This window comes from Borborobacter arsenicus (genome assembly GCF_003934165.1).
In the GTDB taxonomy this organism is placed as follows: domain Bacteria; phylum Pseudomonadota; class Alphaproteobacteria; order Rhizobiales; family Rhizobiaceae; genus Pseudaminobacter; species Pseudaminobacter arsenicus.
In genome coordinates this window covers 22071-48297 of record NZ_RKST01000020.1, presented here as the reverse complement: position 1 = coordinate 48297, position 26227 = coordinate 22071, and the positions used below count along the sequence as shown (strand labels likewise).

22 protein-coding genes, 2 pseudogenes and 1 riboswitch are annotated in these 26227 nt (G+C 60.4%); of the genes and pseudogenes, 17 read left to right on the top strand and 7 right to left on the bottom strand.

Annotated features, from left to right (window positions below):
* Positions 1-54: 54 nt before the first annotated feature.
* Together EET67_RS20175 and EET67_RS20170 are read left to right on the top strand one after the other, a co-directional pair.
* Complete coding sequence (locus EET67_RS20175; RefSeq protein WP_128628011.1) at positions 55-1080, top strand: SGNH/GDSL hydrolase family protein; 1026 nt, start codon at positions 55-57, stop codon at positions 1078-1080.
* An 825-nt stretch (positions 1081-1905) separates the two neighbouring features.
* Positions 1906-4110: a CHASE2 domain-containing protein gene (locus EET67_RS20170; RefSeq protein WP_128628010.1), complete on the top strand. Its 2205-nt coding sequence runs from the start codon at positions 1906-1908 to the stop codon at positions 4108-4110.
* A gap of 31 nt (positions 4111-4141) precedes the next feature.
* Here EET67_RS20170 and EET67_RS20165 read toward each other — a convergent pair whose 3' ends face one another.
* Positions 4142-5299: a FecR family protein gene (locus EET67_RS20165; RefSeq protein WP_245451080.1), complete on the bottom strand. Its 1158-nt coding sequence runs from the start codon at positions 5297-5299 to the stop codon at positions 4142-4144.
* Positions 5300-5722: 423 nt separating this feature from the next.
* Between EET67_RS20165 and EET67_RS20160 the strand changes: the two genes are divergently transcribed.
* The 4 genes from EET67_RS20160 to EET67_RS20145 all read left to right on the top strand — a co-directional run bounded on the left by EET67_RS20160 (position 5723) and on the right by EET67_RS20145 (position 9170).
* Complete coding sequence (locus tag EET67_RS20160) at positions 5723-6847, top strand: TRAP transporter substrate-binding protein (protein ID WP_128628009.1); 1125 nt, start codon at positions 5723-5725, stop codon at positions 6845-6847.
* A gap of 71 nt (positions 6848-6918) precedes the next feature.
* Positions 6919-7560 carry a TRAP transporter small permease subunit gene (locus EET67_RS20155; protein WP_128628008.1) on the top strand — a complete coding sequence of 214 codons (642 nt, stop codon included), beginning with the start codon at positions 6919-6921 and terminating at the stop codon, positions 7558-7560.
* On the top strand, positions 7557-8981 hold the full coding sequence (locus EET67_RS20150; RefSeq protein WP_128628007.1) for a TRAP transporter large permease: 1425 nt from the start codon (positions 7557-7559) through the stop codon (positions 8979-8981). The genes EET67_RS20155 and EET67_RS20150 overlap by 4 nt, the downstream gene beginning before the upstream one ends.
* A 3-nt stretch (positions 8982-8984) precedes the next feature.
* A complete protein-coding gene (locus tag EET67_RS20145; RefSeq protein ID WP_128628006.1) occupies positions 8985-9170 on the top strand; it encodes a hypothetical protein in 186 nt (61 codons plus the stop codon).
* Between the two features lie 13 nt (positions 9171-9183).
* Here the strand turns inward: EET67_RS20145 and EET67_RS20140 are convergent, their stop codons facing one another.
* Both EET67_RS20140 and EET67_RS20135 read right to left on the bottom strand, forming a co-directional pair.
* Complete coding sequence (locus tag EET67_RS20140) at positions 9184-10443, bottom strand: RNA polymerase sigma factor (protein ID WP_128628005.1); 1260 nt, start codon at positions 10441-10443, stop codon at positions 9184-9186.
* A gap of 73 nt (positions 10444-10516) precedes the next feature.
* Positions 10517-10933, bottom strand: a complete 417-nt coding sequence (locus tag EET67_RS20135) for a YciI family protein (RefSeq protein WP_128628004.1) — start codon at positions 10931-10933, stop codon at positions 10517-10519.
* A gap of 252 nt (positions 10934-11185) precedes the next feature.
* On the opposite strand from EET67_RS20135, the pseudogene EET67_RS20130 reads away from it, so the two are divergent.
* Positions 11186-11602 (top strand): annotated as a pseudogene (locus tag EET67_RS20130) (IS110 family transposase); the annotation flags it as partial.
* A 36-nt stretch (positions 11603-11638) separates the two neighbouring features.
* On the opposite strand, the gene EET67_RS20125 reads toward EET67_RS20130, so the two are convergent.
* Positions 11639-12223 (bottom strand): Lrp/AsnC family transcriptional regulator, encoded by a 585-nt coding sequence (locus tag EET67_RS20125; protein ID WP_281011157.1) that lies wholly within the window; start codon positions 12221-12223, stop codon positions 11639-11641.
* Between the two features lie 82 nt (positions 12224-12305).
* Between EET67_RS20125 and mdeB the strand changes: the two genes are divergently transcribed.
* The 4 genes from mdeB (at position 12306) to EET67_RS20105 (ending at position 18819) form a co-directional block, all read left to right on the top strand.
* Positions 12306-14996 (top strand): alpha-ketoglutarate dehydrogenase, encoded by a 2691-nt coding sequence (mdeB, locus tag EET67_RS20120; protein ID WP_128628003.1) that lies wholly within the window; start codon positions 12306-12308, stop codon positions 14994-14996.
* A 26-nt stretch (positions 14997-15022) separates the two neighbouring features.
* Positions 15023-16294, top strand: a complete 1272-nt coding sequence (aceF, locus tag EET67_RS20115; RefSeq protein WP_128628002.1) for a dihydrolipoyllysine-residue acetyltransferase — start codon at positions 15023-15025, stop codon at positions 16292-16294.
* 8 nt (positions 16295-16302) lie between these two features.
* A complete protein-coding gene (lpdA, locus tag EET67_RS20110) occupies positions 16303-18057 on the top strand; it encodes a dihydrolipoyl dehydrogenase (RefSeq protein WP_128628001.1) in 1755 nt (584 codons plus the stop codon).
* A gap of 471 nt (positions 18058-18528) precedes the next feature.
* Positions 18529-18819, top strand: a complete 291-nt coding sequence (locus EET67_RS20105) for a hypothetical protein (RefSeq protein ID WP_128628000.1) — start codon at positions 18529-18531, stop codon at positions 18817-18819.
* On the opposite strand, the pseudogene EET67_RS26650 reads toward EET67_RS20105, so the two are convergent.
* Together EET67_RS26650 and EET67_RS20095 are read right to left on the bottom strand one after the other, a co-directional pair.
* Positions 18816-19040 (bottom strand): annotated as a pseudogene (locus tag EET67_RS26650) (AMP-binding protein); the annotation flags it as partial. The gene EET67_RS20105 and the pseudogene EET67_RS26650 sit on opposite strands and share 4 nt — an antisense overlap.
* Positions 19041-19078: 38 nt before the next feature.
* Positions 19079-19318 (bottom strand): hypothetical protein, encoded by a 240-nt coding sequence (locus EET67_RS20095; protein ID WP_128627999.1) that lies wholly within the window; start codon positions 19316-19318, stop codon positions 19079-19081.
* A 209-nt stretch (positions 19319-19527) separates the two neighbouring features.
* Positions 19528-19644, top strand: a riboswitch (TPP riboswitch).
* A gap of 118 nt (positions 19645-19762) precedes the next feature.
* Between EET67_RS20095 and thiC the strand changes: the two genes are divergently transcribed.
* From thiC to EET67_RS20065, 6 genes are read left to right on the top strand one after another with little or no spacing between them, the layout of a single operon-like run.
* The gene (thiC, locus tag EET67_RS20090) at positions 19763-21607 is read left to right on the top strand and encodes a phosphomethylpyrimidine synthase ThiC (protein WP_128627998.1); all 1845 of its coding nucleotides are present in this window, start codon (positions 19763-19765) and stop codon (positions 21605-21607) included.
* The gene (gene thiO / locus EET67_RS20085) at positions 21604-22596 is read left to right on the top strand and encodes a glycine oxidase ThiO (protein ID WP_128627997.1); all 993 of its coding nucleotides are present in this window, start codon (positions 21604-21606) and stop codon (positions 22594-22596) included. Before thiC ends, thiO begins: the two co-directional genes overlap by 4 nt.
* Positions 22580-22777, top strand: a complete 198-nt coding sequence (gene thiS / locus EET67_RS20080; RefSeq protein ID WP_128627996.1) for a sulfur carrier protein ThiS — start codon at positions 22580-22582, stop codon at positions 22775-22777. The genes thiO and thiS overlap by 17 nt, the downstream gene beginning before the upstream one ends.
* Positions 22778-22780: 3 nt before the next feature.
* Positions 22781-23554 carry a thiazole synthase gene (locus EET67_RS20075; RefSeq protein WP_128627995.1) on the top strand — a complete coding sequence of 258 codons (774 nt, stop codon included), beginning with the start codon at positions 22781-22783 and terminating at the stop codon, positions 23552-23554.
* Positions 23551-24156 (top strand): thiamine phosphate synthase, encoded by a 606-nt coding sequence (locus EET67_RS20070; protein WP_128627994.1) that lies wholly within the window; start codon positions 23551-23553, stop codon positions 24154-24156. The genes EET67_RS20075 and EET67_RS20070 overlap by 4 nt, the downstream gene beginning before the upstream one ends.
* Complete coding sequence (locus tag EET67_RS20065) at positions 24147-24908, top strand: hydroxymethylpyrimidine/phosphomethylpyrimidine kinase (RefSeq protein ID WP_128627993.1); 762 nt, start codon at positions 24147-24149, stop codon at positions 24906-24908. Before EET67_RS20070 ends, EET67_RS20065 begins: the two co-directional genes overlap by 10 nt.
* Positions 24909-25073: 165 nt before the next feature.
* On the opposite strand, the gene gcvA is transcribed toward EET67_RS20065, so the two are convergent.
* Complete coding sequence (gene gcvA / locus EET67_RS20060; protein ID WP_128627992.1) at positions 25074-25988, bottom strand: transcriptional regulator GcvA; 915 nt, start codon at positions 25986-25988, stop codon at positions 25074-25076.
* Positions 25989-26227: the final 239 nt, after the last annotated feature.

Below are 26227 nucleotides of genomic sequence, written 5' to 3'. Positions count from 1 at the left end.
CCGTCGCACCGGCCAACTACCATATTCTTGTGTTGATCGCTGGAAGGTATTGCAATGCCATCATCCAGAGCAAATACCCCTCTGATTTCGTTCTCGGACCTTCAGCGGCGCGCGACATCGGGGGATCTGACGAGCCGTGAAATAAGCGACTACTTCGTACCGGACGACACCAAGACAAAGCCGTTCGCGCCTGCTTTCAAGCTCACTGATCTGGTTGAGAAGAAAGGCAAGCGGCCAACCACCAAGACCGTGACGAAGCTCTATTTCGCCGCGGAGGCAAGCACTATGCCTTCTTCCGGTAGTTTGTCCGCGTCGAGCGGCCGTGCCCGCTCAACCACCGCCGCCGCTGCGAGGATAAGAGTGCTGGCTGAAGGCGATTCATGGTTTCGTCTTCCAAACCTGTTCTCCTATCCGAACGACCTGGTCGATGTACTTCGCAAAACCTATGAAATACCTGGTGTGGCGATGTGGGGTGCTGAAATTGGCGACATGGTAACGACGCAGAAGAACAACTACCTCGTACCCCTTGGATCGGGTCTATATCACCATTTCATATTCTCGGGTGGAGGAAACGACGTCCTCGCTTCCGTCGGTGAGCATGTCAAACGACGCACTGCACCTGGCACAAATCCCGGCGATGCCAATACCTTCGTCAAGGCATCATTCAATACTGCCATCGGACAAGTTATCGGTCACTATAAAACGCTGAGCGGACATGTCCGCTCAGTTGTTAATCCGAAGGTGACATTATATGTGCACGGGTACGGCCACTCACGCCCTCGCCCGGGCGGAAGATACATCGGATCGAAACTTGAGGCGCTTGGATTCGACCCCGCGAGTCCGCTCGCGCGTAAAATCGTGGCGGCGATGGTCGACCGATTCAACGCTAGCCTCAAATCATTCGCGTCAGCGCAAAACGCGTCACACACCAGCTACAAGATCGTTTATGTCAATCTGCGGCCAGCTCTGACGGGGATGGCGGACTGGAATGATGATGAAATCCATCCAAGCGACGCTGGAGCAGAAAAGGCTGCGGCTATAATCTCCGAGAAGATTGCTGCGAATATACCGAGCGTGTGAGCGGTACTTCTTTTGAGTGCCTCATCAAGGATATACTATTGCTACGCTACACCACACTGATTGAGTAGCTTCGCACCGAACCACAAACATGTGAGATAGGCTTGGCATTTGCAAGGGCATGCCACGATGGCCACGTGCACCGTTTGTGCCGGATACGGCTGGGTCTACGGAAACTATCCGCCATGCTACTCGTGTGGAGGCAGCGGGCACGGAGGCTTTTACCAATATTCCGTGCGCTTCGTGCGGCGGATCCGGGCGTGGCTCGACCAGAGAACAGCTAGTGTGCATCGGCTGTGGCGGCAGTGGCAAAATACCTGGCTCAGAGAGCTCGACATGGACTGCAACGGGCTCGCGCAAAAGCGCGCGTACAGCGCCCGGCTCTCACTCACGGCCCGCACGACCAGCAAGACCCTGGTCTCGGAATGAAATCCTTGCCCTTGTTCCCGCAGCCGGTGTCAGCGCCTGGGGACTTCACGCCTATTTCGGTCTGACTGGTTGGTGGTTAATTGGCGCGGCGATAGTCCCGGCCGTTGTGATTGTGCGAATGTGGAAAGCGGTCATAGCGATCGCCATGGCCACAGCAGCCCTGTGGTTCTACGCTGGATAACTGGCGGATAATCGAGGTGGGGATCTACAAACACGGACTACTGCTTCCGCCGCAGCCGGCCGCCATCTGCTTGGCCGTCAATGTCTTGTGTGAGCTGATGCGCGTTATTGTATCTGCCTGAGCAGAAGGCGTATGGTGCTGTCGGCGCGGTATGAGGGCAATTTCCCTCCCACCTCCGGATTGGCCTGCGATGGCAGAACGGGTCTGATGATGACGTCATGACACGTGCTCAACAAATCGGCGTCGTCATCGGCCTGGTTGTTGTCGCTGCGCTCACTTGGCTGCGGGCCAATGATCCGGAGCCGTTGAAGATCGCCCGCGAGGCGACGTTCGACCAGTATCAGCGCTGGGCGCCGCGGGCGTTCGAGCCGATGCCGGTTCGTGTTGTCGATATCGACGAAGCCTCGCTGCGGCAGTTCGGCCAATGGCCGTGGCCCCGGGATCGTCTGGCGGCCCTTGTGGATGCGCTTGCGCAGATGGGCGCTTCCTCCATCGCCTTCGATATTCTCTTTGCCGAGCCCGATCGCCTGTCGCCGCGCAATGTCGTGCGCAACGTTGCAGGCATCGATCCTGGCCTGCTTCGCCAGCTGCCCGACAATGACGAGCTGTTTGCCGGATCGATAGTCGGAAACCCCGTCGTCTTGGGCTTCGGCCTGTCCAACCAGGGCACCCACAAGCCGCAGGTGAAGGCCGGCTTCGCCTTTACCGGCGAAAGCCCGCTTGCCGCGCCGCCCCATATGCGGGCGGCGACACCACTGCGCCCGCAGCTTGAGGCAAATGCCGCTGGTATCGGGCATATCAGCCTCAATCCGCGCAAGTCCTCGGCGGTGGTGCGTTCGGTTCCGCTATTGGTGAGCGACGGCGAACAGCTTTATCCCAGTCTCGCGCTTGAAGCGCTTCGTGTTGCGCAAGGCGCCTCCACCTATCTGGTGCTCGGGGCGCCGAATACGCCGGGCACCATCACCGCCGTCAAGATCGGCGACTTCGTGGTGCCGACAACGGCGGCGGGCGAATTGTGGCTCTATGTCAGTAGGGACAGGGCAGAAAGATATGTTTCGGCCAGCGATATACTCGCGCCGGGCGGTCCCAGCGCTGCTGTGAAGGCCGCCATCGAGGACAGCATCGTCTTTATCGGAACATCGGCCGCGGGACTTCAGGACATTCGCACAACGGCGCTGGGGCAGAATGTTCCCGGTGTTTCGCTGCATGCCCAGATTGTCGAGCAGATATTGTCGGGCCGGTTTCTCTCTCGCCCCGATTGGGCGGATGGGCTCGAGATATTGTCTGTCGCGATACTGAGCGGCCTGCTGGTGGTGCTGACGATTTTTGTCAGCCCGGCAATCGCGCTCGCAGCCGGCCTGCTGCTTACCGTCTGCGCCCTGGTCGCGTCCTGGCTGGCCTTTTCTGTCGAGGGCCTCCTGTTTGATCCGTTGGCGCCTTTGGCCGCCGGCACGGTCACGCATTTTGCGGCAACATCGTTCCGCTTTCTGGTCACCGATCGGGAACGCCGCGAAATCCGGCGGGCATTCGGTCAATATCTGTCGCCGACGCTCTTGTATCGCATCGAACATACGCGCAACGCCCTGCGCCTGGGAGGAGATGACCGCGAACTCACCGTGATGTTCGTCGACGTGCGAAACTTCACCACGATGAGCGAGCGACTGTCGCCGACGGCCTTGGTCGGTTTCCTCAACACGCTGCTCGATGCGCTCAGCCGCCATGTCATCGCTAATGAAGGCACGCTCGACAAATTCATCGGCGATTCGATCATGGCCTTCTGGAATGCTCCGCTTGATGTCCCGGATCATTGCGCCAAGGCAGTTCGTGCCGCGCTGGCGATGCGGGAAACGCTGGCCGAGCTCAATGCCAGGGATGCTTTCGGCTTTGGGCCCGAGCACAAGATTGCCATCGGCATCGGAATCCATACCGGGCTTGCCTGTGTGGGCAATATGGGCGCCGAGACCCGTTTCAACTATTCGGCTGTCGGCGATACCGTGAATGTTACTGCGCGCATCGAATCTGCCTGCAAGGAGGTAGGTTTCGACATCCTCGTTTCTGCGGATGCCGCCAAGGCGTTGACTGGCCACGCACTGCTCGACGCGGGTGCGCTCGCGCTGCGCGGCAAGAGCGATCGGACGAATGTCTGTGCGGTCATCGGCGACGGGCAGGTTGCGGCGTTCCAGGAGTTTGCCGAGTTGCAGGCCATCCATGCGCGACTTGTCGAGGCCCTGCGGTCACGCTCGGCGGCGAGCCGAAAACTGGCTTCGGCTGCAAAATTCACGGCAGCGCGGCTGCCAGTCCAATTGCACGAATTTTATGACCGGATCTGGCGCAGGTCGGGTCATTTCACCATGGATGAGGCTGGCAATGGTCAGTTGCGCCAGGCGACCGACCCGGGCGGGAGCGAGATGACTTCGTTCTGAATCGCCATCTCTTTTATTTCGAAATCATGATCTAGCGGCTACCGTGATGAGAGTCTCCACCTCCTTGAACCGAACCACCGACATGTTCGCGTCCACTGTTGCCAAAGCCACTCCCGTAGCCCCCTGCGTTACCAAAGCCGCTTCCATTTCCGGGGTTGCCATGGTGGCTCTTGTCGGGCCTGTCGGGCCTGTCGGGCCTATCGGGTCTATCCGGCCTGTCGGGCCTGTCGGGTCTATCGGGTCTATCCGCCCTGTCGGGCCTGTCGGGTCTATCGGGTCTATCCGGCCTGTCGGGTCTATCGGGTCTATCGGGCCTATCCGGCCTATCCGGTTTATCGGGCTTGCTCGGCTTATCCGGCTTGTCAGGTTTATCCGGCTTATCGGGCCTGTCAGGCCTGTCAGGCTTGTCGGGCGGACCCGGACGATCGGGATTGGTTGCCGTGGGGGGCTCAGGGGCCGGGCTGATCCTGTCTTGCCCCCTGTCCCCGACCGACGCCATGGTGAGACCGCAGCCATCGCGGCTCGACTGGAATCCGCCCGAAAGTGTCTGGTTGCCGGAAAGAAACGGCAACGCCCGCCCGCTGCCCAGGGTCCTCAGCACGCTGCGATCGACCCGGCGTGGATCGCTCACGCCGTTCGCCCGCGTCGCGATCACGCAATCGCATCGCCGCGTCAGTTGCTGGCAGCCATTGCTGCCGCAAAATTGGGCCGAACCGTTCAACAGGACAACGGCGGTCGTTCCGTTTGCCGCTATGGAAAAATCGAATGCGGTTCCGCGGACCCCGATCGTTCCGGCAGGCGTCACGATCTCATAGGCTGAGGATGCCGAATTTCCGCTGATCCAGCGGAAGGTCCCCTTGGCGGCCTTGATGGTGAGCTTCTTGACCGATCTGCTATCGTCGTAGACGAACTTGTCGATGACGACGGACGAGCCCCATCCGACCGCAAGCTTGGTTCCGTCCCGGAAGATGAACTGACCAAGCCCGCTATTGGAGGTGCGAATCCGCTCGTCGCGGTGAACCGCCGATCTGACTGCCAGCGGGCCGCTCTCGCCTGTGACAGCGGTTTTGATCAGGACCGCTTCGCCAACCTGCTCGGCTGCCTTTGGCGGCGTTGAATTGAAGAGCGCAACTGTCGCCAGTGCCGCAACTGCGGCACGGTGCAGGGACGACATTCCACCCGTCAGCATGTATGATTTCTACCACGCTGCGGGGCGTGGTGTCTTATCGGCAGCCCTTAAGCACTTTGGATGGGGCATACTCTCTTTTGGATAGGCTCTTGCGATAACGCCATGCGCCACCCTTGAGGCCCGAGCCACTTGGCACTGCTCTGCCCTGGGTCGAGCAAGGCCCCCTGACGGCCGGCATTGCCGAACCAGGCAAGGAACCCACGCAAAACCGCGCATTCCGGTGTCTGCCGAACCGGTGTTTTGCGCTTGTTGACAGTCATGCCGAACTGGTTGATCTTTGAACAGGATGATTAGCGAAGGCGCTCTGCGGCTGATCGGCCCGGTGAGGATGCCGTTCGACAAGACACCATTATTTGAGTGTCCGGCAGAGTTTGAAATACAGAATAAGAGGTGAACTATACGATAAAATAGGGAGGAAATACTATGGCTAAGAAAGCGATCTCGCGTCGCGAGCTTTTGGGTGCGTCCACGCTTGTTGGCGCAACTGCCGCAAGTGCACTTGCAGCCCCGGCCGTTCTGGCCCAGTCACCGGTCACCATAAAGATGCAAACATCATGGCCGGCATCCGACATCTGGATGGATTTCGCCCGTCAATATATCGAACGCGTCGAGAAAATGTCCGGCGGTCGTGTCAAGTTCGAGTTGCTCCCCGCCGGCGCAGTAGTCGGCGCCTTCCAGGTCCTCGATGCCGTCAATGACGGCGTGATCGATGCGGCCCACACAGTCCCCGTCTACTGGTATGGAAAGCACAAGGCAGCCTCGCTGTTCGGAACCGGCCCGGTTTTCGGCGGCAGCGCAACCACCATGCTTGCATGGTTCCACCAGGGCGGCGGCAAGGACCTCTACCGCGAGCTCACCCAAGACATCATGGGTCTCAATCTCTACGGCTTCTACGGCTTTCCGATGCCGGCGCAGCCCTTCGGCTGGTTCAAGAACCCGGTGGCCACGGTCGCCGACGTCAACGGCCTGAAATACCGCACCGTCGGCCTTGCGGCCGATCTCATGCAGAATTTGGGCCTGAGCGTCGCTCAGCTTCCCGGCGGCGAGATCGTGCCGGCAATGGAACGCGGGGTCATCGACGCCTTCGAGTTCAACAATCCCTCATCGGACATACGCTTCGGTTCACAGGACGTCGCCAAGAACTACATATTGTCGTCCTACCATCAGGCGAGCGAATCCTTCGAATTCCTGTTCAACAAGGACATATTCGACGATCTGCCGGAAGATTTGCAGGCAATCCTCGAATATGGCGTGGAGGCGGCGAGCACGGCCAACACCGCGCTTGCCATGGATAATTATTCGAGCGACCTCGCCAAGCTGCAATCCGACCATGGCGTTACCGTCCATCGGACATCGAAGGAAATCCTCGACGCCCAGCTAAAGGCCTGGGACCAGATCATTCCCACGCTGGAGGCCGATCCATTCATGAAGCGCGTCCTCGACAGTCAGCGCGAATGGGTGGAGCGCGTGGTGTTCTACGAACTAATGAATTCCGCCGACCTCGCACTTGCCTATGAACATTACTTCCCCGGAAAGCTGAAGCTTTAAGGGCTCGTTCCATCCGCGCAGGCGTTCCGGCCACCCGTACGGGCCGGAACGCCAATGAGGAAATCACCGGGATGCTCCGATACATCGCATTCGCCGACGACCTGTCAGCGTGGTTTGGCAAGGTGTTCGCATGGGGCGTGCTGATCATGACGCTCGGCGTGAGCTACGAGGTGGTTGTGCGCTATTTCTTCCGCGCACCGACCCCCTGGGCCTTCGACCTCAGCTACATGCTCTATGGCACGCTGTTCATGATGGCGGGTGCCTACACGCTCTCGCGCGACGGTCACGTGCGCGGGGACTTCATCTACCGGCTCTGGCAGCCGCGCACCCAGGCCAGGCTGGAACTGGTGCTCTACCTGGTTTTCTTCTTTCCCGGCGTGACGGCGCTCATCTTTTCGGGCTGGAAATATGCCGAACGGAGTTGGCGCTACATGGAGGTCAGCTCCAACAGCCCCGCCGGCGTGCCGATCTTCCAGTTCAAGGCGGTCATCGTCGCGGCCGGCATCCTGCTTTTCCTGCAGGGCATCGCGCAGGTGTTCCGCTGCATCATCTGCATCAGGACCGGGGAGTGGGTGAAGGCGGCCGAGGATGTCGAGGAACTCGACAAGGTGCTGCTTGAGGCCAAGAGCCTCGACGTTCTGAAGGAAGGGGCGGCCGAACTTCCACCGGGCCTGGCCCAGCCGCATGAAGAGAACAATGGGGAAACCCGATGACGGACGCATATATCGCTGTCGGGATGCTTCTCATCCTGCTGCTTGCCATCTTCCTCGGCTTTCCCGTCGCCTTCACGCTGATGGCGCTCGGCGTGGGGTTCGGATACTACGCCTATTACGACGTCGGCCGCATGTGGCGCAGCTATGACCGCGCAGTCGAGGCCGGCGCCGATACCTTCACGCAAGTTGAAACCTGGCTCGGCGGCTTCTTCAACAACCGCATCTTCGACCTGTTCGTCAACCAGACCTATTCGGTCATCCAGAATGATGTGCTGACTGCCGTCCCTCTGTTCCTGTTCATGGGCTACATCGTGGAAAGAGCGAACATCGTCGACCGGCTGTTCTCCACCCTCTATATCGCCACCAGCCGGGTCCCGGGGTCGATGGCGGTAGCTGCCCTCGTCACTTGCACGCTGTTTGCCACCGCGACCGGTATTGTCGGTGCCGTTGTGACGCTGATGGGCCTGCTTGCCCTGCCGGCAATGCTGAAGGCGAAATACGATATCCGCTACGCAACCGGCGTCATCTGTGCTGGCGGCACGCTTGGCATCCTGATCCCGCCGTCGATCCTGCTCATAGTCTATGCGGCGACGTCCGGCATCTCGGTGGTGCGCATGTATGCAGGCGCGCTATTGCCGGGATTCCTGCTGGCGGGTCTCTATCTCGTTTATGTCGTGACACGGGCTAGCCTACAGCCGCGTCTGGCTCCCCGTCCGACAAAGGAGGACATCGGCGACCATACTGTGCCGCAGGTGGCGTTGATGATGCTCACCTCCTTCGTGCCGCTGGCCGTACTCATCCTGGCCGTTCTGGGCGCCATCCTGTTCGGCTTCGCCACCCCTTCCGAGGCCGCCGCTATCGGCGCGCTCGGCGGCCTGGTCCTGGCGGCTGCCTATCGGGCGCTGACCTGGCAACGGCTGAAGGAATCGATCTACCTCACGGCACGGACGTCGGCCATGGTGTGCTGGCTCTTCGTCGGCTCGGCCACCTTCGCCTCCGTCTTCGCCTATCTCGGCGGACAGCAATTGATCAGCGATTTCGTCACCGGCCTCGATATGTCGCCTCTGATGTTCCTGATCATGGCGCAGATCATCATCTTCATCCTCGGCTGGCCGCTGGAATGGACCGAGATCATCGTCATTTTCATACCGATCTTCATCCCGCTTCTGCCGCATTTCGACATCGACCCGTTGTTCTTCGGCATTCTGGTGGCGGTCAACCTGCAGACGGCATTCCTTTCGCCGCCAATGGCAATGTCCGCCTACTACCTGAAGGGCGTCTCGCCATCCCATGTGCGATTGACGGACATTTTCCTCGGCATGCTGCCCTATATGGCCATCGTCATCCTGTGCATGGTGATCATGTATTTGTTCCCCGACAGCATCGTGTTCTGGCTGCCGAACGCGATCTACGGAGGCTAGGCGATGTTGAGAAAAAAGATTTTCGCCGCATTCGCCTTTCTCACGCTTGCGGCGTTCTGTTTCATTCTGTTGAGATTCGTGCCGCGCCTGGATCTGACGGTCGTTCTGCTGATCGGGCTTGTGCTTGCCGCCTACGACATATGGGACGAGCTTTTTCGCCCTCGCCGGCCGCCTTCGGTCGGCAGATGATAGGCGCTTGGGGTTAGCCGCAGTCGGCTGCCCGCTGGAGCAGGAAGGCTTTTTCGCGCTCGTTACGGGTGAGCCCGGCCGCACGCTCGAACTGGGCTCGCGCTTCGGCCAGGCGGCCTGCCCGGAACAGAAAATCTCCCTTGGCAGCCGGCAGCGGGGCGTAGTCGCGCAAGGTTTCAGGTTGCGCGATTCTGTCGAGGAGCTTCAAGCCGGCTTCGGGGCCAAATGCCATGCTGTAGGCCACCGAACGGTTGAGATCGATCACCGGCGACGGCGTCACGTCCATGAGATTGTCATAGAGCGCCGCGATCCGCTGCCAGTCCGTGTCCTCGGCCTTTCGGGCCCTTGCATGACATGCGGCGAGCGCGGCCTGCAGCGCGTAAGGACCGGAGGTGGCGGTCGGGGCTCCGGCGCGTTCCAGCGCTGCAAGGCCACGGCGGATCAGGAGCTGATCCCATCGTGCGCGGTTCTGCTCGGTTAACGGAACCGGTGAGCCGTCCGGCCCCTGGCGGGCGGCCAGGCGCGAGGCCTGGATCTCCATCAGCGCCAGCAGGCCGAAGACCTCCGGCTCGTCGGGCATGAGACCAGCGAGAATGCGGCCCAGCCGCTGCGCCTCCGCGCACAAAGCGGGGCGAACCAGGTCTTCGCCGGCAGTGGCCACATAACCCTCGTTGAAAATCAGGTAGATGACCTCCAGCACCGAGGCGAGACGTTCCCCCCGTTCCTTGCCACGCGGTACTTCGAAGGTCAGACCGGCATTGCCAAGCGTTTTCTTGGCGCGCACGATGCGCTGGGCAATGGTCGCCTCATTGGAGAGGAAGGCGCGCGCAATCTCCCCGGTGGTGAGCCCGCCGATGAGGCGCAGGGTCAAGGCCGCACGCGCCTCACGCGACAAGAGAGGATGGCAGGCCGTGAAAATCAGGCTCAACAGTTCATCGCCAATATCGTCGTCCATGGCCGCTCCGATGTCTTCGATACTGGCTTTGCGCTCCTCCTCCAGATCGCGGGTGATCTCGGCGTGCTTGCGCTCAAGCATCCTGTTGCGGCGCAACCCGTCGATGCCACGCCGCTTGGCCGCCGCCATCAGCCAGGCGCCGGGATTTTTCGGAATTCCACTCTCAGGCCATTTGGACAGCGCAACCACCAGCGCGTCCTGTGCCAGTTCCTCGGCCAGGCCAACGTCGCGCACCAACTGCGCCAGGCCCGCCACGAGCTTGGCCCATTCGATCCGGAAAACTGCCTCGATGGCTTGATGCGTGTCGGCGGCCGTCATGGCCGCAGATCACATCATTTCTGCCAGGACGGGGCAAGCGCCTCCAAGAAAACCGTCCCTGCCCGAAAAATACTCAATTCTTCGCAGCGAGCTTCTCGCCCACCTTACGATGGATTTCGAGTGCTTCGCTTTCGCCGAAGTCCTCCAGTTCGTAGACCGGACGGATCTCAATCTCGCTGGGGCCAGGCATCGGATTGGGGCAGCGCTTCACCCACTCGACCGCGTCGGCCATATCCTTGACCTCCCACATCCAGTAGCCAGCGACCAGTTCGCGGGTCTCGGCAAACGGCCCGTCGATAACGGTGCGGTTCGGGCCGTCGAAGGCCACGCGCTTGCCGTTCGACGAAGGCTTGAGGCCGTCGCCAGCCAGCATGACGCCGGCATTGACCAATTCCTCATTGTATTTGCCCATGGCCTCGAGGAGTTCGACCGAGGGGTTCATCCCCGCCTCGCTGTCTTCGGTAGCCTTAACCATAACCATAACGCGCATCGTATTTTCTCCTTTGATCCAAGAAAGGCCAAATCCGCCTTTCTGCCCCTACGACGAACAAGCGCCCGCAGGATCGACATCGTTCCAGATATTTTTTGCGGAAAGATGATGCGGCGATCACCCTCGTATGTGTTCAGATGGGATATTCGGCTCGCGTCCCATTTGGCGGTCATGTGTTCAGGTGCTGCGCTTCGAGCTGATGATAAAACGCGGTCTGTGTGAAGCACCACGAGATCAGAAAGGAAGCGCAGCATGGAGCATTTTGCCGGATTGGACGTTTCTGTGAAAGAGACCTCCATATGCATTGTGGACGAAACGGGTAAGATTTGCCGTGAGATGAAGGTCATCAGCCATCCTGACGATCTTGCAGAGATTCTGACCGATCCTTCCTGGAATTGCGTACGGGTCGGGCTTGAGGCAGGACCGTGTTGTTCAGTGGCCTTGCGGAAGCCGGGTTACTGGCGATCTGCATCGAACACGGCACGCGAAGAAGACGGATCGAAACGACGCTCGCGGCATAGCGCAAATGATGCGCGTCAATCTCTTTCGACCGTCTATGTCAAAGCGCTGGCAAGCCAGAAGCGGCGCGTCTTACTGACCGCGCGCAAACTGCTTCAGGAGAAGGCCATCGCTATCAAGAACGATATCCGTGGCCTGTTGCGCAACTTTTGAACATGAAAAAGCTCTCCTCACATGGAGGAGCCTTCATACTCCAGATGATCTTGACGGAAAATTTGTGACGGAACCGTCGAGGTCGGTGCCGATCAGGTTGTTCACCGGAAGGGCGGTTTTGTACTTCACCTGCTTGAGTGCAAAGCTGGAGCGGATATTGATCACACCGCGCGTGGTCGACAGCTTGCCGACGATGAAATGCTGCAGGGCTACGGTATCGGGGACAACGACCCGCAGCAGGTAGTCGGCATCTCCCGTCATCAAGTAACATTCCATGACTTCAGGAAGGCTCGCCATCGCCGCCTCGAACACCTCGAGCAGCGCTTCGGTCTGTCGTTCGAGCGTCACCTGGATGAATACACTGACATTGGCGCCAAGCCGGATCGGGTTAAGCAGCGTGACACGGCGCAGGATGACGCCCTCTTCCTCGAGCGCACGTACGCGCGCAAGACACGGGGACGGCGATAGGCCGACGCGTTCGGCCAGCTCGACATTGGACAGGCTACCGTCTTCCTGCAGCTCATTAAGGATGCGCAGGTCTATTGCATCAAGCACCACACGAGAATTTTTATGCTGCATTTTCTTCTTCATACAGCAGAGAATATTGAAATTATCCATTCAGGCAACACCTTCGGCAGGAAATGCCAACACCATCTTGGTATTGTCCGGCTATCGGAGACCTATGGAAGCGAATGATCCCATGCTTGCGACAAACCACTCATCTGCTTTGCAGAATATCGTGCCAACCGACGCGGACCCCACCGAGACCTCCGACTGGTTGGCGTCGCTTGACTCACTTTTCCGCCGCTCTGGCGGCGAGCGTGCTGAGTTCATCCTTTTGGCGCTGGATCGGATGGCGAAGGATCTTGGTATCGTTTCGGATGCTTTGCCTTTCTCGCCCTACCGCAACACCATCCCGCTCGAGAATCAGTCGCCTTTCCCGGGTGACATCGACATGGAGACGCGGATCACCGCGATCATCCGCTGGAACGCGCTGGCCATGGTCGTGCGCGCCAATAAAGCCTATGGCGAGCTGGGAGGTCATGTCGCCAGCTATGCCTCTGCAGCGGAAATCTTTGAGATTGGGTTCAACCACTTCTTCCATGCCCCTGACGGGGAGCACGGCGGCGATGTCGTGTTCTTCCAACCCCATTCGGCGCCCGGCGTTTATGCGCGCGCATTCCTCGAAGGCCGGCTCTCAGAAGAACAGCTCGCGCACTACCGGCAGGAAATCGGGGGCAACGGACTCTGCTCCTATCCGCACCCCTGGCTGATGCCCGAATTCTGGCAGGTGCCGACGGGTTCCATGGGCATCGGTCCTATCACCGCCGTCTATCAGGCGCGCTTCATGCGCTATCTGAGCCACCGTGGCCTTGCCGAAACCGACGGACTCCATGTCTGGGGTGTCTTCGGCGATGGGGAGATGGATGAGCCCGAGGCGATCGCTGGGCTGTCTCTGGCTTCCCGTGAGAAGCTTGACAATCTGACCTTCATCATCAACTGCAATCTGCAGCGCCTTGACGGGCCCGTGCGCGGCAACGGACAGATCATCCAGGAACTGGAGATGACCTTCCGCGGCGCTGGCTGGAACGTCATCAAGGTTCTGTGGGGTTCGGAGTGGGATGCGCTGTTTGCGCGCGACACCAACCACGCCTTGTTGCGCCGCTTCGCCGCGACGGTGGATGGCAAGTACCAGACACTGGGGGCCAAGGACGGGGCCTACAACCTTAAGCATTTCTTCGAGGAGGATCCGGAGGTGCGCGCGCTCGTCGCCCACATGTCGGATCACGACATCGACGCGCTCAAGCGCGGTGGCCACGACTTCCGCAAGCTTTTCGCGGCGTTTGAGGCGGCGAGGGCGACGAAGGGGCGGCCGACCGTTATCCTCGCCAAGACCAAGAAGGGCTTTGGCATGGGTGGCGCCGGCGAGTCTCGCATGACGGCGCACCAGGCTAAGAAGCTCGACATCGGTGCGCTGCTGGCCTTCCGCGATCGCTTCGCCCTGCCGCTCAACAATGAGCAGGTCGAGAACCTCGAATTCTACCGCCCGGCGGAAGGCAGCGCCGAGATGGCTTACCTGCACGCTCGGCGCTCGGCGCTGGGCGGCTACTTGCCGGCGCGCCGGCGCCACGCTCTCAAGGTCGCGATTCCCGCGATTGAGAGCTACGCCGACTTTGCGCTCAAGGCTGACGGCAAAGAGATGTCGACAACCATGGTGGTCGTTCGCCTATTCAGTAACCTGCTGAAAGACAAAGTGCTCGGCCCGCGCATCGTACCGATTGTCGCCGACGAGGCGCGGACCTTCGGCATGGCCAACCTGTTCCGCCAGGTCGGCATCTATTCGCCGGCAGGCCAGCTCTACGAGCCGGAAGATGCCGGTTCGATGCTCTACTACAAGGAGGCCAAGGACGGTCAGTTACTTGAGGAGGGCATCACCGAGGCCGGCGCAATCTCGTCCTGGGTCGCGGCGGCCACCTCCTACAGCGTGCACAATCTGGCTATGCTGCCCTTCTATATCTACTATTCGATGTTTGGCTTCCAGCGCATCGGCGACCTTATCTGGGCAGCAGCGGACCAGCGGGCGCGCGGCTTTCTGATCGGGGCGACGGCTGGACGTACCACACTCGGCGGCGAGGGCCTGCAGCATCAGGACGGGTCGAGCTTGCTGATGGCTTCCACCATTCCGAACTGCCGGGCATACGATCCGACCTACGCTTACGAAATGGCGGTCATCCTTGACCGTGGCGCGCGCTCGATGATGGAAGAGGGCAAGGATGAGTTCTACTACATCACCGCAATGAACGAGAACTACGCCCAGCCGTCCATGCCGGCTGGTGCCGAGGAAGGTATCATCAAGGGCCTCTATCGCATCGCCTCGCACAAGCCGAAGAAGGGCAGCGACCCCGTTCGCCTGCTCAGCTCCGGAGCGATCCTGCCCGAGGTTGTCGAGGCGGCGAAGATGCTGGAGAGTGAGTGGGGCATCGCTTCGGAGGTGTGGAGCGCAACCAGCTATTCCGAACTCGCCCGCGACGCTCGCGAGGTCGAGCGCCACAATCGCATGAACCCGCATGCGGAACGCGCCATCAGCCACGTCGCGTCCTGCCTGCCCGGGAAGGCCCCGATCGTGGCTGCCTCCGACTATGTCCGCGCCTATTCGCAATTGATCGCGTCATACGTAGACGCACGTTTCATTGCGCTCGGCACGGACGGTTTCGGACGCAGCGACACACGGCAGGCGCTCCGCTCCTTCTTCGAAGTCGACCGTCGCCACGTAGTTGTTGCGGCCTTGGCCGCGCTTGCTGACGAAAGCGCTGTCGCCCGTCGGAAGGTAGCCGAGGCGATCACCCGCTATGGCATCGATCGCGACGCCTCCGCGCCGTGGACCATTTGACCAGACAAGTACCGAAAGACATCCGAATGAGTGAGACAATCACCATAACGCTGCCCGACATCGGCGACTACAAGGACGTTCCGGTTGTCGAGATCCTGGTCAAGCAGGGCGACAGCGTATCTGTCGATGACCCGTTGCTGACGGTCGAGTCCGATAAGGCGACGATGGAGGTTCCTGCGCCCGCCGCCGGCGCGGTGAAGGAGATCAAGGTTGCCGTCGGCACCAAGGTATCGCAAGGCTCGCTGTTGATGCTATTGGAGGCGGCTTCGGTCGCCGCCCAGCCATCCGCCGCAGAATCAGCATCGGCGTCTGCCCTGGCCAAGGCCGTGCCGGCCGCTCCTCCACCGGTCGCGCTGCCCCGGTTCACAACCTTGGCCGGCGGCGTCGACATAGCTCCTCATGCTCACGCGACGCCTTCCGTCCGCGCCTTCGCCCGCGAACTGGGCGTCAACCTCGCCGTGGTGAAGCCTTCCGGCCCCAAAGGGCGCATCCTGCGTGAGGATGTGTCGAACCATGTCAAGGCAACGCTCGCCGGAGGCGCGTCTTGCGCTGGCCCGGGGCTTGGAAACGGTCTGCCTGCATGGCCGGCAATCGACTACGCGAAGTTCGGGCCTGTCGAGCGCCAGTCACTCTCGCGCATCCAGAAGATCTCAGGCGGCAACCTCGCCCGCAATTGGCTGACCATCCCGCACGTCACTAACTTCGACAAGGCCGACGTAACCGGTCTCGAAGAGTTCCGTGTGACGCTCAACGCGGAGAAACGCAACCCGGACGTGAAGGTCACGATGGTGGCCTTCCTCATCAAGGCGTCGGCGCTGGCGCTCAAGGCGTTTCCGCGCTTCAACACGTCGCTCGACGGCGACGAACTGGTGATGAAGAAGTATGTCCATGTGGGCTTCGCAGCTGATACGCCAGCGGGCCTGATGGTGCCGGTGATCCGGGATTGCGATCGCAAGGGCGTCCTGGAAATCGCCGCCGAGATGCGTGCACTGGCTGACAAGGCGCGCAACGGCTCGCTGGCTGCCACCGATATGCAAGGCGGATGCTTTTCCGTCTCCTCACTCGGCGGCATAGGCGGCGCGGGCTTCACGCCGATCATCAACGCGCCTGAGGTGGCGATCCTCGGAGCAGGCCGTTCCGCCCATGAGGCGGTGTGGGACGGTAAAGCCTTCCGGCCGCGTCTCATCATGCCGATCAGCCTGTCTTGGGACCATCGTGTCGTGGATGGTGTCGCAGCGGCACGGTTCCTTGGCCATATCGCCGCGCTGCTCGGCGACTTCCGCCGCGCGATGCTTTGAGGTGGGCCATGAACAGCATCGTTGAAATTCATGTCCCGGATATTGGTGACTTCGCCGATGTTGCGGTCATCGAGATCGCCGTAAAACCAGGTGATGAAGTAAACGTCGATCAGGCGCTGATTACACTGGAATCGGACAAGGCTGCGCTTGACGTGCCGTCGCCGCTCGCCGGGCACATCCTCTCGCTGACGGTGGCGATCGGCGATCGCGTCTCGAAGGGCACGCTCATAGCTATGATCGAAACGTCAGAGGCTGTCGCAACTGTACAGCCGCACGCGGTATCCACGGCCACACGGAGCCCTGCCATATCGTCTCTCAAGATGCTCGCGCCGACGGCTGGTGGCTACGATTGCGACGTCGCCGTCATTGGCGGGGGCCCCGGCGGCTACTCGGCGGCGTTCCGTGCTGCCGACCTTGGTATGCAGGTGGTCCTTATCGAGCGCTATGATGCACTGGGCGGCGTCTGTCTCAATGTTGGCTGCATACCTTCCAAGACACTGCTGCATGTTGCCGCGATCAAGGAAGAAGCCGAGCAACTGGCTGACCACGGCGTCTCCTTCGGTGCGCCACAGATTGACCTCGACAAGCTGCGGCAGTTTAAGTCCGCCGTCGTTGGCAGGCTGACGGATGGCCTGAAGGGCATGGCACGCATGCGCAAGGTGGAGGTACTGCACGGAACGGCCTCCTTCGCATCACCCCACAGCCTAACCGTAACCCAGGCCGATGGCGGTAGACACAAGGTTTCGTTTGCCAACTGCATCATCGCCGCCGGCTCCTCGCCGGTGGCCCTGCCGTTCCTGCCTGACAGCCCGCGCATTGTGAATTCCACCGGCGCGCTGGAGCTTCCTTTCACGCCAGCGCGCATGCTGATCATAGGCGGTGGCATCATAGGTCTGGAGATGGCTACCGTTTACGGCGCGCTCGGCGCCAAGATTGATATCGTCGAAATGCTCGACGGCCTGTTGCCTGGGGTTGACCGCGACGCGGTCGAGATCTGGCGCAAGCGCAATGCGGGCCGCTTCGGTGAGGTGATGCTCGGCACCAGGGTTGATAAGGCAGTCGCGGACGCAGATGGCGTGACTGTCACGACGGCCGACGGCGTGACGGGCGAGCGGCGGTACGATCTCGTCCTGCAGTCGGCAGGCCGCCGCCCCAATGGCGCCAGCCTCGGGCTCGAAGCCGCTGGCCTTGTGGCCGACGCACGCGGCTTCATCGCGGTCGACCGTCAGATGCGTACGGCGCTGCCACACATCCTCGCTATCGGCGACATCGTTGGCAATCCGATGCTGGCACATAAGGCTGTGCACGAAGGTCATGTCGCTGCCGAGGCTGCCGCCGGGATGAAAAGCTCAATGGATGCGAGGATCATCCCATCGGTCGCATACACCGATCCGGAAATCGCCTGGGTTGGGGTCACAGAGGATGGCGCCAAGGCGGAGGGGCGGGCGGTCACGGTCACCAAGTTCCCGTGGGCGGCTTCCGGCCGTGCCGTCGCCAACGGCGCCGGCTACGGCGTGACGAAGCTCGTCTTCGACCCCGCAACCCGGCGCATCATCGGCGGCGCGATCGTCGGGCCAAATGCGGGTGATATGATCGGCGAGATCTGCCTTGCCATCGAAATGGGTGCCGATGCGATCGACATCGGCAAGACTATTCATCCGCACCCCACGCTGGGCGAGACGATCGGTATGGCTGCCGAACTGTTCGAAGGCGTTTGCACTGACTTGCCGCCGGAACAGCCTGCAAGACCCGAACCGAGGTAGCAGGCACCGGACGAGATGGAAAGGCTGACAACTAAACGATCCAGCGATCGAAGGCTTTGGCCTAGAAATCCCGCTCGACAAGTTGACGACCCTGGCGCGCAGTCTCGCCACCTCGGCCTCCCTACTGGCCTGCATGTCCGATGCCTTGACGGTGAATGAGGTTGCTGAGCGTTATGGGCTGAGGCCGAATCACCTGTCTTGGTGGCACACGATTCCAAAGGTCACAGGTTTGAATCCTGTCGGGTGCGCCACTTCCGAATAAAACTGGGCACTCCAGCTGGAGTTGCCCCATTCCCCCTCACAAGCCGTTCCAGAACATCGCGCCACCCGTGGATGCAGATTTCAGTGTCAAAGTCTCCCCCTGGCTGTCAAACGCTTAAGCTTGTTTCATGCCCAATAAGACTTTAGCCGCATTTTAACGAATGAGGATCATCGTTTCGGCATTGGTGTTCTACATACAGGGGTAGTGGAATGACTGATATCGATGACGATGAAATTCCAAAATCAACTCTACTTCAGCGCTGCAAAGCAGTAGTATGTCCGATGCTACTATTTGCTTCACCTATCGTTTCGATGGGTTGCGCGGTGATGGTCGGTTACTTTACCTATCTGACTATCAACAGGCCGCCGCCGGCAGATGTGTCGACACTGGCAATCTCGATACTGCGATCCGACAACGTCTCTCCCGAAATGCAAGACTGGGCAACGGGTGCGCTCGGGTTACATCCCTATATGCCACTTCACCAACGGGTGACCAACTAACCTAGAGCAATAGGCATCCAGATGGATGCGCAATGCATGCCACCCATGACAGTAGTCGACACTGTACGGTGGGTGTGCATGCAGCCTTTGGGACGTCCGATCGTTTCCGAAGTATAAGGCATGATGCAGAGGTCTTCGCACGTGGCGGTCAAGGGACCGGGCTTTAGGTTGCGCGCCATCATGTCCTGCCACGTGGTACAACGCGGATCGTCGATAATGACACCCGACCGGACGGGGTCAGGGACGTTGTCTCTCCGTGCTAGTTATGTGGCAACGGAAAGGCCAGTTCGTCGGTCCTCTTCGTACCCTGGATGTAGGCCGGGTTCGGATCGGCAACACCCAGGCTCGCAATGGTAACACGGCCGCCGCCAAGCTCGTCGATCAAATCGATCGATGAGGCATGCTCGCAAAGGCGATCCGCGTTAGTGTGGTGCCAATGATCAAGTTGAGATTTTTCACCATGCGGGACGATGCCGATCAGCGGCCAGGTCACATCCACAGAAAAAGTGGCTAATGCTTTTGTTGGTAGTCACTAGGGTGACGTGGCTATCAACCATTTGTAATCAGTAGAAATTTTGCTCTTTGGCTCCTGCTATGGTCAGCACTCCGTCAACGATGATCACGCCGATTCATTCTGCACCGAACCATGATTGCACCGAAACACAAGTGAAGCCGGTTGACAGAACAGCAGGCAATCGTCCAGCCTAGCAACCTCACCAGGGGAGCCCCGGCAAGGGGCTGAGATACTGCTGGCTTACGCAGCGCAGTGACCCGTTGAACCTGATCCAGTTCATACTGGCGTAGGGACGGTGCGAGGCTTTCGCGGGTCGGTCCAACCGGCTTCGGCACTCGGGCAAACGCCCGAGCCAGCGCGGCGAATTGCCTCTTCCTCCTCTCGGCACGAACTGGGTCTCCGTTGCACATCGAGCAAAGGAGGCTCGCCATGAATGCTCTTACTCCGACCGTTACCGTCGGCGAACTGCCCGCCTCGCGCAAGATCCACAAATCCGGGCATATCCACGACGATATTCACGTGCCGATGCGCGAGATTTCTCTGCATCCGAGCGCCGGCGAACCGCCCGTCACGGTCTACGATTCCTCAGGCCCCTACACCGACACCAATGTCCGAATCAATATCGAGGCCGGCTTGGCGCGACTGCGCGAAAACTGGATCCTGGCTCGCGGTGACGTCGAATGGTACGAAGGCCGCAGGGTTAAGCCGGAAGATAACGGTTTTGCCGCAGGGGAGCGCTTAACGCCGCGGTTTCCGATCGGCAATCGCCCACTGCGGGCAACCGGTGGTCGCGCTGTAACCCAGCTCGCCTATGCACGCGCTGGCATTATCACGCCGGAGATGGAGTTCGTCGCCATACGCGAGAACCTCGGCCGCGAGCAGCTGCGCGACAAGGCGATCCGTGACGGCGAGAGCTTCGGCGCAGCTATCCCAGATTTCGTGACGCCGGAGTTCGTCCGCGACGAGATTGCGCGCGGTCGGGCCATCATCCCGGCTAACATCAATCATTCCGAAAGCGAGCCGATGATCATCGGTCGTAATTTCCTGGTGAAGATCAACGCCAATATCGGCAATTCCGCCGTCACCTCATCGATGGCCGAAGAGGTCGAAAAGATGGTGTGGGCAATCAGGTGGGGCGCCGACACGGTGATGGATCTCTCCACCGGCCGCAACATCCACAACATCCGCGAGTGGATCATCCGCAACGCACCGGTTCCGATCGGCACGGTGCCTATCTACCAGGCACTGGAAAAAGTGGGAGGCGTCGCTGAAGCGCTCACCTGGGAAGTCTTCCGTGACACGCTGATCGAACAGGCCGAACAGGGCGTCGATTATTTTACCATCCATGCCGGCGTGCGGCTGCCTTACATCCCCCTGACGGTCGACCGTGTCACCGGCATCGTCAGCAGGGGCGGCTCCATCATGGCCAAGTGGTGCCTGCATCACCACAAGGAAAGCTTCCTCTACGAGCATTTCGAAGAGATCTGCGATATCTGCCGGGCCTATGACGTCTCCTTCTCGCTTGGCGACGGCCTGCGCCCCGGTTCGATCGCCGACGCCAATGACCGGGCACAATTCGCCGAACTGGAAACGCTCGGCGAGTTGACGAAGATCGCCTGGGCGAAAGACTGCCAGGTAATGATCGAAGGCCCCGGCCATGTGCCGATGCACAAGATCAAGGAGAACATGGACAAGCAACTCGCCGTCTGCGGCGAGGCGCCCTTCTACACGCTCGGGCCCCTGACGACGGATATTGCGCCGGGCTACGATCACATCACGTCCGCCATCGGCGCTGCCATGATTGGCTGGTTCGGCACTGCAATGCTCTGTTACGTGACGCCGAAAGAGCATCTCGGCCTTCCCGACCGCGACGACGTCAAGACGGGCGTGATCACCTACAAGCTTGCCGCCCACGCAGCCGACCTGGCTAAGGGACACCCGGCAGCAAAGGCAAGGGACGACGCGCTGTCGCGCGCACGCTTCGAGTTCCGCTGGGAAGACCAGTTCAACCTCTCGCTCGATCCGGAGACGGCACGCTCATTCCATGACGAGACATTGCCGAAGGAGGCGCACAAGGTGGCGCATTTCTGCTCCATGTGTGGGCCGAAATTCTGCTCCATGCGCATTTCCCATGACATCCGCGACGCCGCCCGCCAGCAAGGCGAGAGCGACAAGGGAATGGCGGCCATGGCGGCACGATACCGCGAGGGCGGCGACCTCTATATGCCCGTCCAGGCCACCGGCGCGGGTTCGAACGAGACGGGTTCACGATGAACGTGCTGATCAGGGGAGCCGGCGTCGCCGGCCTGACTCTTGCCCACGAACTTGCAGGGCGTGGCATGCGCATCACGGTGACCGATCCGCGCCAGAGCGTGGCAGAAGCCGCATCCTGGTTTGCCGGCGGCATGCTGGCACCCTATTGCGAACGGGAAAGTGCCGAGCAATCCGTACAGGACCTAGGGCTCGCCGCGGCAGACTGGTGGGACAAGGCTCTACCAGGCTTGGTCGTCCGCGCCGGCACGCTTGTCGTCGCCGCCTCGCGCGATCACGGCGAACTGAACCGTTTTGCCGCGCGAACGACAGGATTTGTCAGCCTTGGCCCGGATGACATTTCAGCTCTGGAACCGGATCTTGGCGGCCGTTTTCGCCGCGCGCTTCACTTCGATCGCGAAGCCCATCTCGACCCGCGGATAGCATTGCAGCGGCTCGAACTCAAATTGACCGGCATGGGCGTTATCTTCGAAAACGGCGCCGGCGGTGAGTGCTCGGCGGCCCACGATGTCAGCGTTGATTGCACCGGGATCGCGGGGGCAGCCACCGATTCGAATCTCCGCGGCGTGCGCGGCGAAATGCTGATCCTGCGGACGCGTGACATCTCGCTGTCCCGTCCCGTGCGGCTGCTTCATCCTCGCTTTCCGCTCTATGTTGTTCCACGTGCCGACCATCAGTTCATGATCGGTGCCACCATGGTGGAGACCGATGCCAACGGGCCGATGACGGCACGCTCGATGATGGAATTGCTGAACGCTGCTTACAGCCTTCATCCGGCATTCGCAGAAGCAGAACTGGTGGAAACCGGCGTTGGCGTCCGGCCCGCATATCCGGATAACCTCCCGCGCATTGAAAGAGACGGTCCGACGATCCGTATCAACGGTCTCTATCGCCACGGATTTCTGCTGGCGCCCGCAATGGCACAGCAGGCAGCTGGTTTCATCCTCAACCCCCATCCGACCAGGCAGCTTCATCATGAAACTCACCATTAACGGCACAATACGCGACGCTTTCGCTTCCACATTGGAGGAACTCCTGTCTGAGCTTGAGTATGAAGGCGACTGGCTGGCCACCGCGCTTAACGGCGAGCTTGTGCACAGGGGGGACCGCCCACAGTGTCAACTGGCAGAAGGCGATCGCATAGAAATCCTTTCCCCGATGAAGGGAGGCTGACCGATGCTCAGTCTCTATGGCACACAACTTCCTTCGCGCCTGCTGCTGGGGACAGCGCAATATCCGTCGCTCGCGATTCTCGCAGATGCGGTGAAAGCTTCGGCTGCGTCGGTGGCAACGGTATCGCTACGCCGTGAAGCGGCAGGAGGCAGGGCAGGCGGGCAATTCTGGTCCCTCATCCGCTCGCTCGGCATCATGGTCCTGCCCAACACGGCAGGCTGTCATTCGGTAAAGGAAGCCGTCACGACAGCCCGGATGGCGCGGGAGGTCTTTGGTACGAACTGGATAAAGCTCGAAATCATTGGCAATCACGACACGTTGCAGCCGGATGTCTTCGGCCTGGTCGACGCCGCGCGCATTCTTTGCGAGGAGGGCTTCGCGGTATTTCCCTACACGACCGAGGATCTCATTGTTGCACAACGCCTGATCGAGGCGGGATGCCAGGTGCTGATGCCGTGGTGTGCCCCCATCGGTTCGGCGAAAGGGCCTCGCAATCTCGACGCGCTGCGTTCCCTGAGGGGGCACTTTCCAGAAATTCCGCTCATCGTCGACGCCGGGCTCGGCCGCCCATCCCATGCAGCGGCGGTGATGGAACTCGGCTTCGACGCCGTGCTGCTCAACACGGCAGTGGCCAAGGCGGCCGACCCTACCACAATGGCGGTTGCCTTTGCCAAGGCAGTTGAGGCCGGCCGCGAAGCCTTCCTTGCCGGGTTGCTGGAACCGCGCGACATGGCCGTGCCCTCTACACCGGTGATCGGCAAGGGGGTGTTTGCATGAAGCTCGATCCGTTCTACCTCATTGTCGACAGCGCCGCCTGGATCGAGCGGCTGGTGCCGCTTGGCGTCAAGCTCGTCCAACTCCGCATCAAGGAAAAGAACCAAGCGGCACTGCGCAGCGATATTCGTGCTGCAAAAGCCATTTGCGCGCGCTACGGCTGCGAGCTCGTTATCAATGATTATTGGCAAATAGCCATCGACGAAGGCTGTAGCTTCGTTCATCTCGGCCAGGAAGACCTTGTTGCAGCCGATCTCGCCGTGATCAGGCAAGCCGGCATCAAGCTCGGTCTCAGCACCCATGATGAAACCGAGCTCCACACGGCGCTCGCAGCCGGACCTGACTACGTGGCGCTCGGCCCCGTCTATCCGACCGTCCTGAAAACCATGAAATGGGCGCCGCAAGGGCTTTATCGCATCACCGAATGGAAAGCACGAGTTGCGCCATTGCCGCTCGTCGCCATCGGCGGTCTCAATCCGGATCGTCTTGCCGGCGTTTTCAACAAGGGCGCGGACTGCGCCGCCGTGGTGACTGACATCACGCGAAATGACGACCCCGAGGTGCGTACGCGCCAATGGATCGTGGCAACGCAACCGTGGCGGTGAATGCCGATCCGCATGTCCTTGTGGTTGCAGGCTCGGACTCGTCAGGCGGCGCAGGCATTGCCCGAGACGTGGAAACGCTAGCCGCTTTCGGCGTGCGTGCCTGTCTTGCCGTGACCGCCGTGACGGTCCAGACACATGTTGCTGTTGATCATGTCGAAATGATGCCACCCCGTCTCATCGCCGAGCAGATGCTCGCGGCGCTCACCGCCAACCACATCTCGGCAGTTAAGATCGGCATGCTCGGCAGCGAGGATGCGATCGGCGCCGTTGCCGCCGTGCTGAAACAGTATCCAAACGTGCCAACGGTGTTCGATCCCGTTATGGCTGCCTCCTCAGGTCGAGCCCTGTTGCCTGATGGCGCTATCGGAGTGATGCGGAACGATCTCATACCGCTTTGCACGCTGGTGACACCGAATTTGATCGAGTTGGCAATTCTGACCGGCGATGAACAGGCACAGGGCGAATTAACAGCCCGGCGACAGGGCACCGTGCTCCTTGATGATGCTTGCGATGCCGTGCTGGTCAAAGGCGGCCATGGGTCCAACTCACGGTCAGTCGATATTCTACTCCGTCGGGGGCAGGTGCCTATCCGCTTCGATGCGCCTCGCCTGCTGGGGACGATGCGGGGTACGGGTTGCATGTTGGCCAGTGCGGCAGCGGCCTGGCTGGCCCTTGGCGCACCGATTGAAGAGAGCGTACGAAAGGCGAAACAGCTCGTCCATCGCAGATTACGTGATGGGCATGCACCATGATAGCCGGTCTCGCGAGAGAGCAGCGGTGGCTGATCTCTCGCGACACAAGACCACAAACTGGAGGCAGACTGCTTGGATCGCCTCACCATTGTGGCCCCTACGGCCGTGCTTTCGACAATTCCTTTGAAAATGAACGTACAGGTGCATCGATAGGCAGCGTGACGATCAGAGAATCGACATTTGCGAGAGCTTGCTCAGCGCCCATCGACGAAAGAGCCGCACTTTCCGAAGTTTCACGCGCTGCGGCGCCATGACGATATGATAGCCAAGGGACGATTGCAGGCGGATAGAAAATGGCTCGACCAAGCGCCCGGCAATGAGATCGCTCTTGACAACCGCGCTGCGCCCCATCGCGATGCCCAGGCCTTCGATCGCAGCCTGGTATGAGGGATAGAGCAGATCGCAATTGATCTCGCCGGCAAAAGTGGTCCCTGCTATTCCGGCCCGTTCCAGCCACAGCGGCCAATCGTCCCGCAGGATCAGCGGTGAGGCCGTGCGGATCACGGTATGGTTGCGCAGGTCAGCAGGGTTCTGAAGCGCACCGCCTGCCAGAAGCGCCGGGCTGCAAACCGGAAAGAGTTCTTCCTCCGCGATCTTGTCGGCTTCCAGGTCGGGCCAGTCGTTTTTTACGCCATATTGGATGGCAACGTCGTAATCCTGCACGGATATTGCGTCCAGCGCATAGGGAACGATTGTGCGGATGCGCAGCCCGATATCGGGATGTTTCTTCATGAAGTCGCTGAGATTGGGAAACAGTGCCTTCAAGGCGAAGGTGCCCAGACAGGCTATGGTCAGGATGTCACCGCGCTGCCGGTCGATGGCCCTATCGGTCGCGATCTGGATTTCCGTCAGGGCTGCACGTGCGGAAGCAAGATAGTCGGTGCCTGCCTCGGTCAGGGTGATCTCGTTGTGGTCGCGGGCGAAGAGCGGCGTACCGACCAGTTCTTCCAGTTTCTTGATCTGATGGCTAATGGCACTTTGCGTCAGGTTCAATTCGGTCGCCGCGCGGGTGAAACTGAGATGTCGAGCTGTTGCTTCGAACGCTCTCAGGCTGCGCATGGAAGGCATGTGGCGAGGCATGGCTGCAGCGTCTCCTCCGATGTGCCGCGATCCGATGAATCCACAATGTCTTGATCCCCGTGGCAGGAGGCATCGTCAAGGGTCATTACGAAACGTAATGGCCCCCTGAAAATGTTTCGTTTGCTTTCACGCCCCTGTTTGACCGAGTTAGAGCTCGCGCATTGCTGGGAGGCAGTGCCCCTAAGAAAAGCCCACCAGCGCTCAAGCCATTGATTTTTCAGCCTGGCGCGACAGAAGGG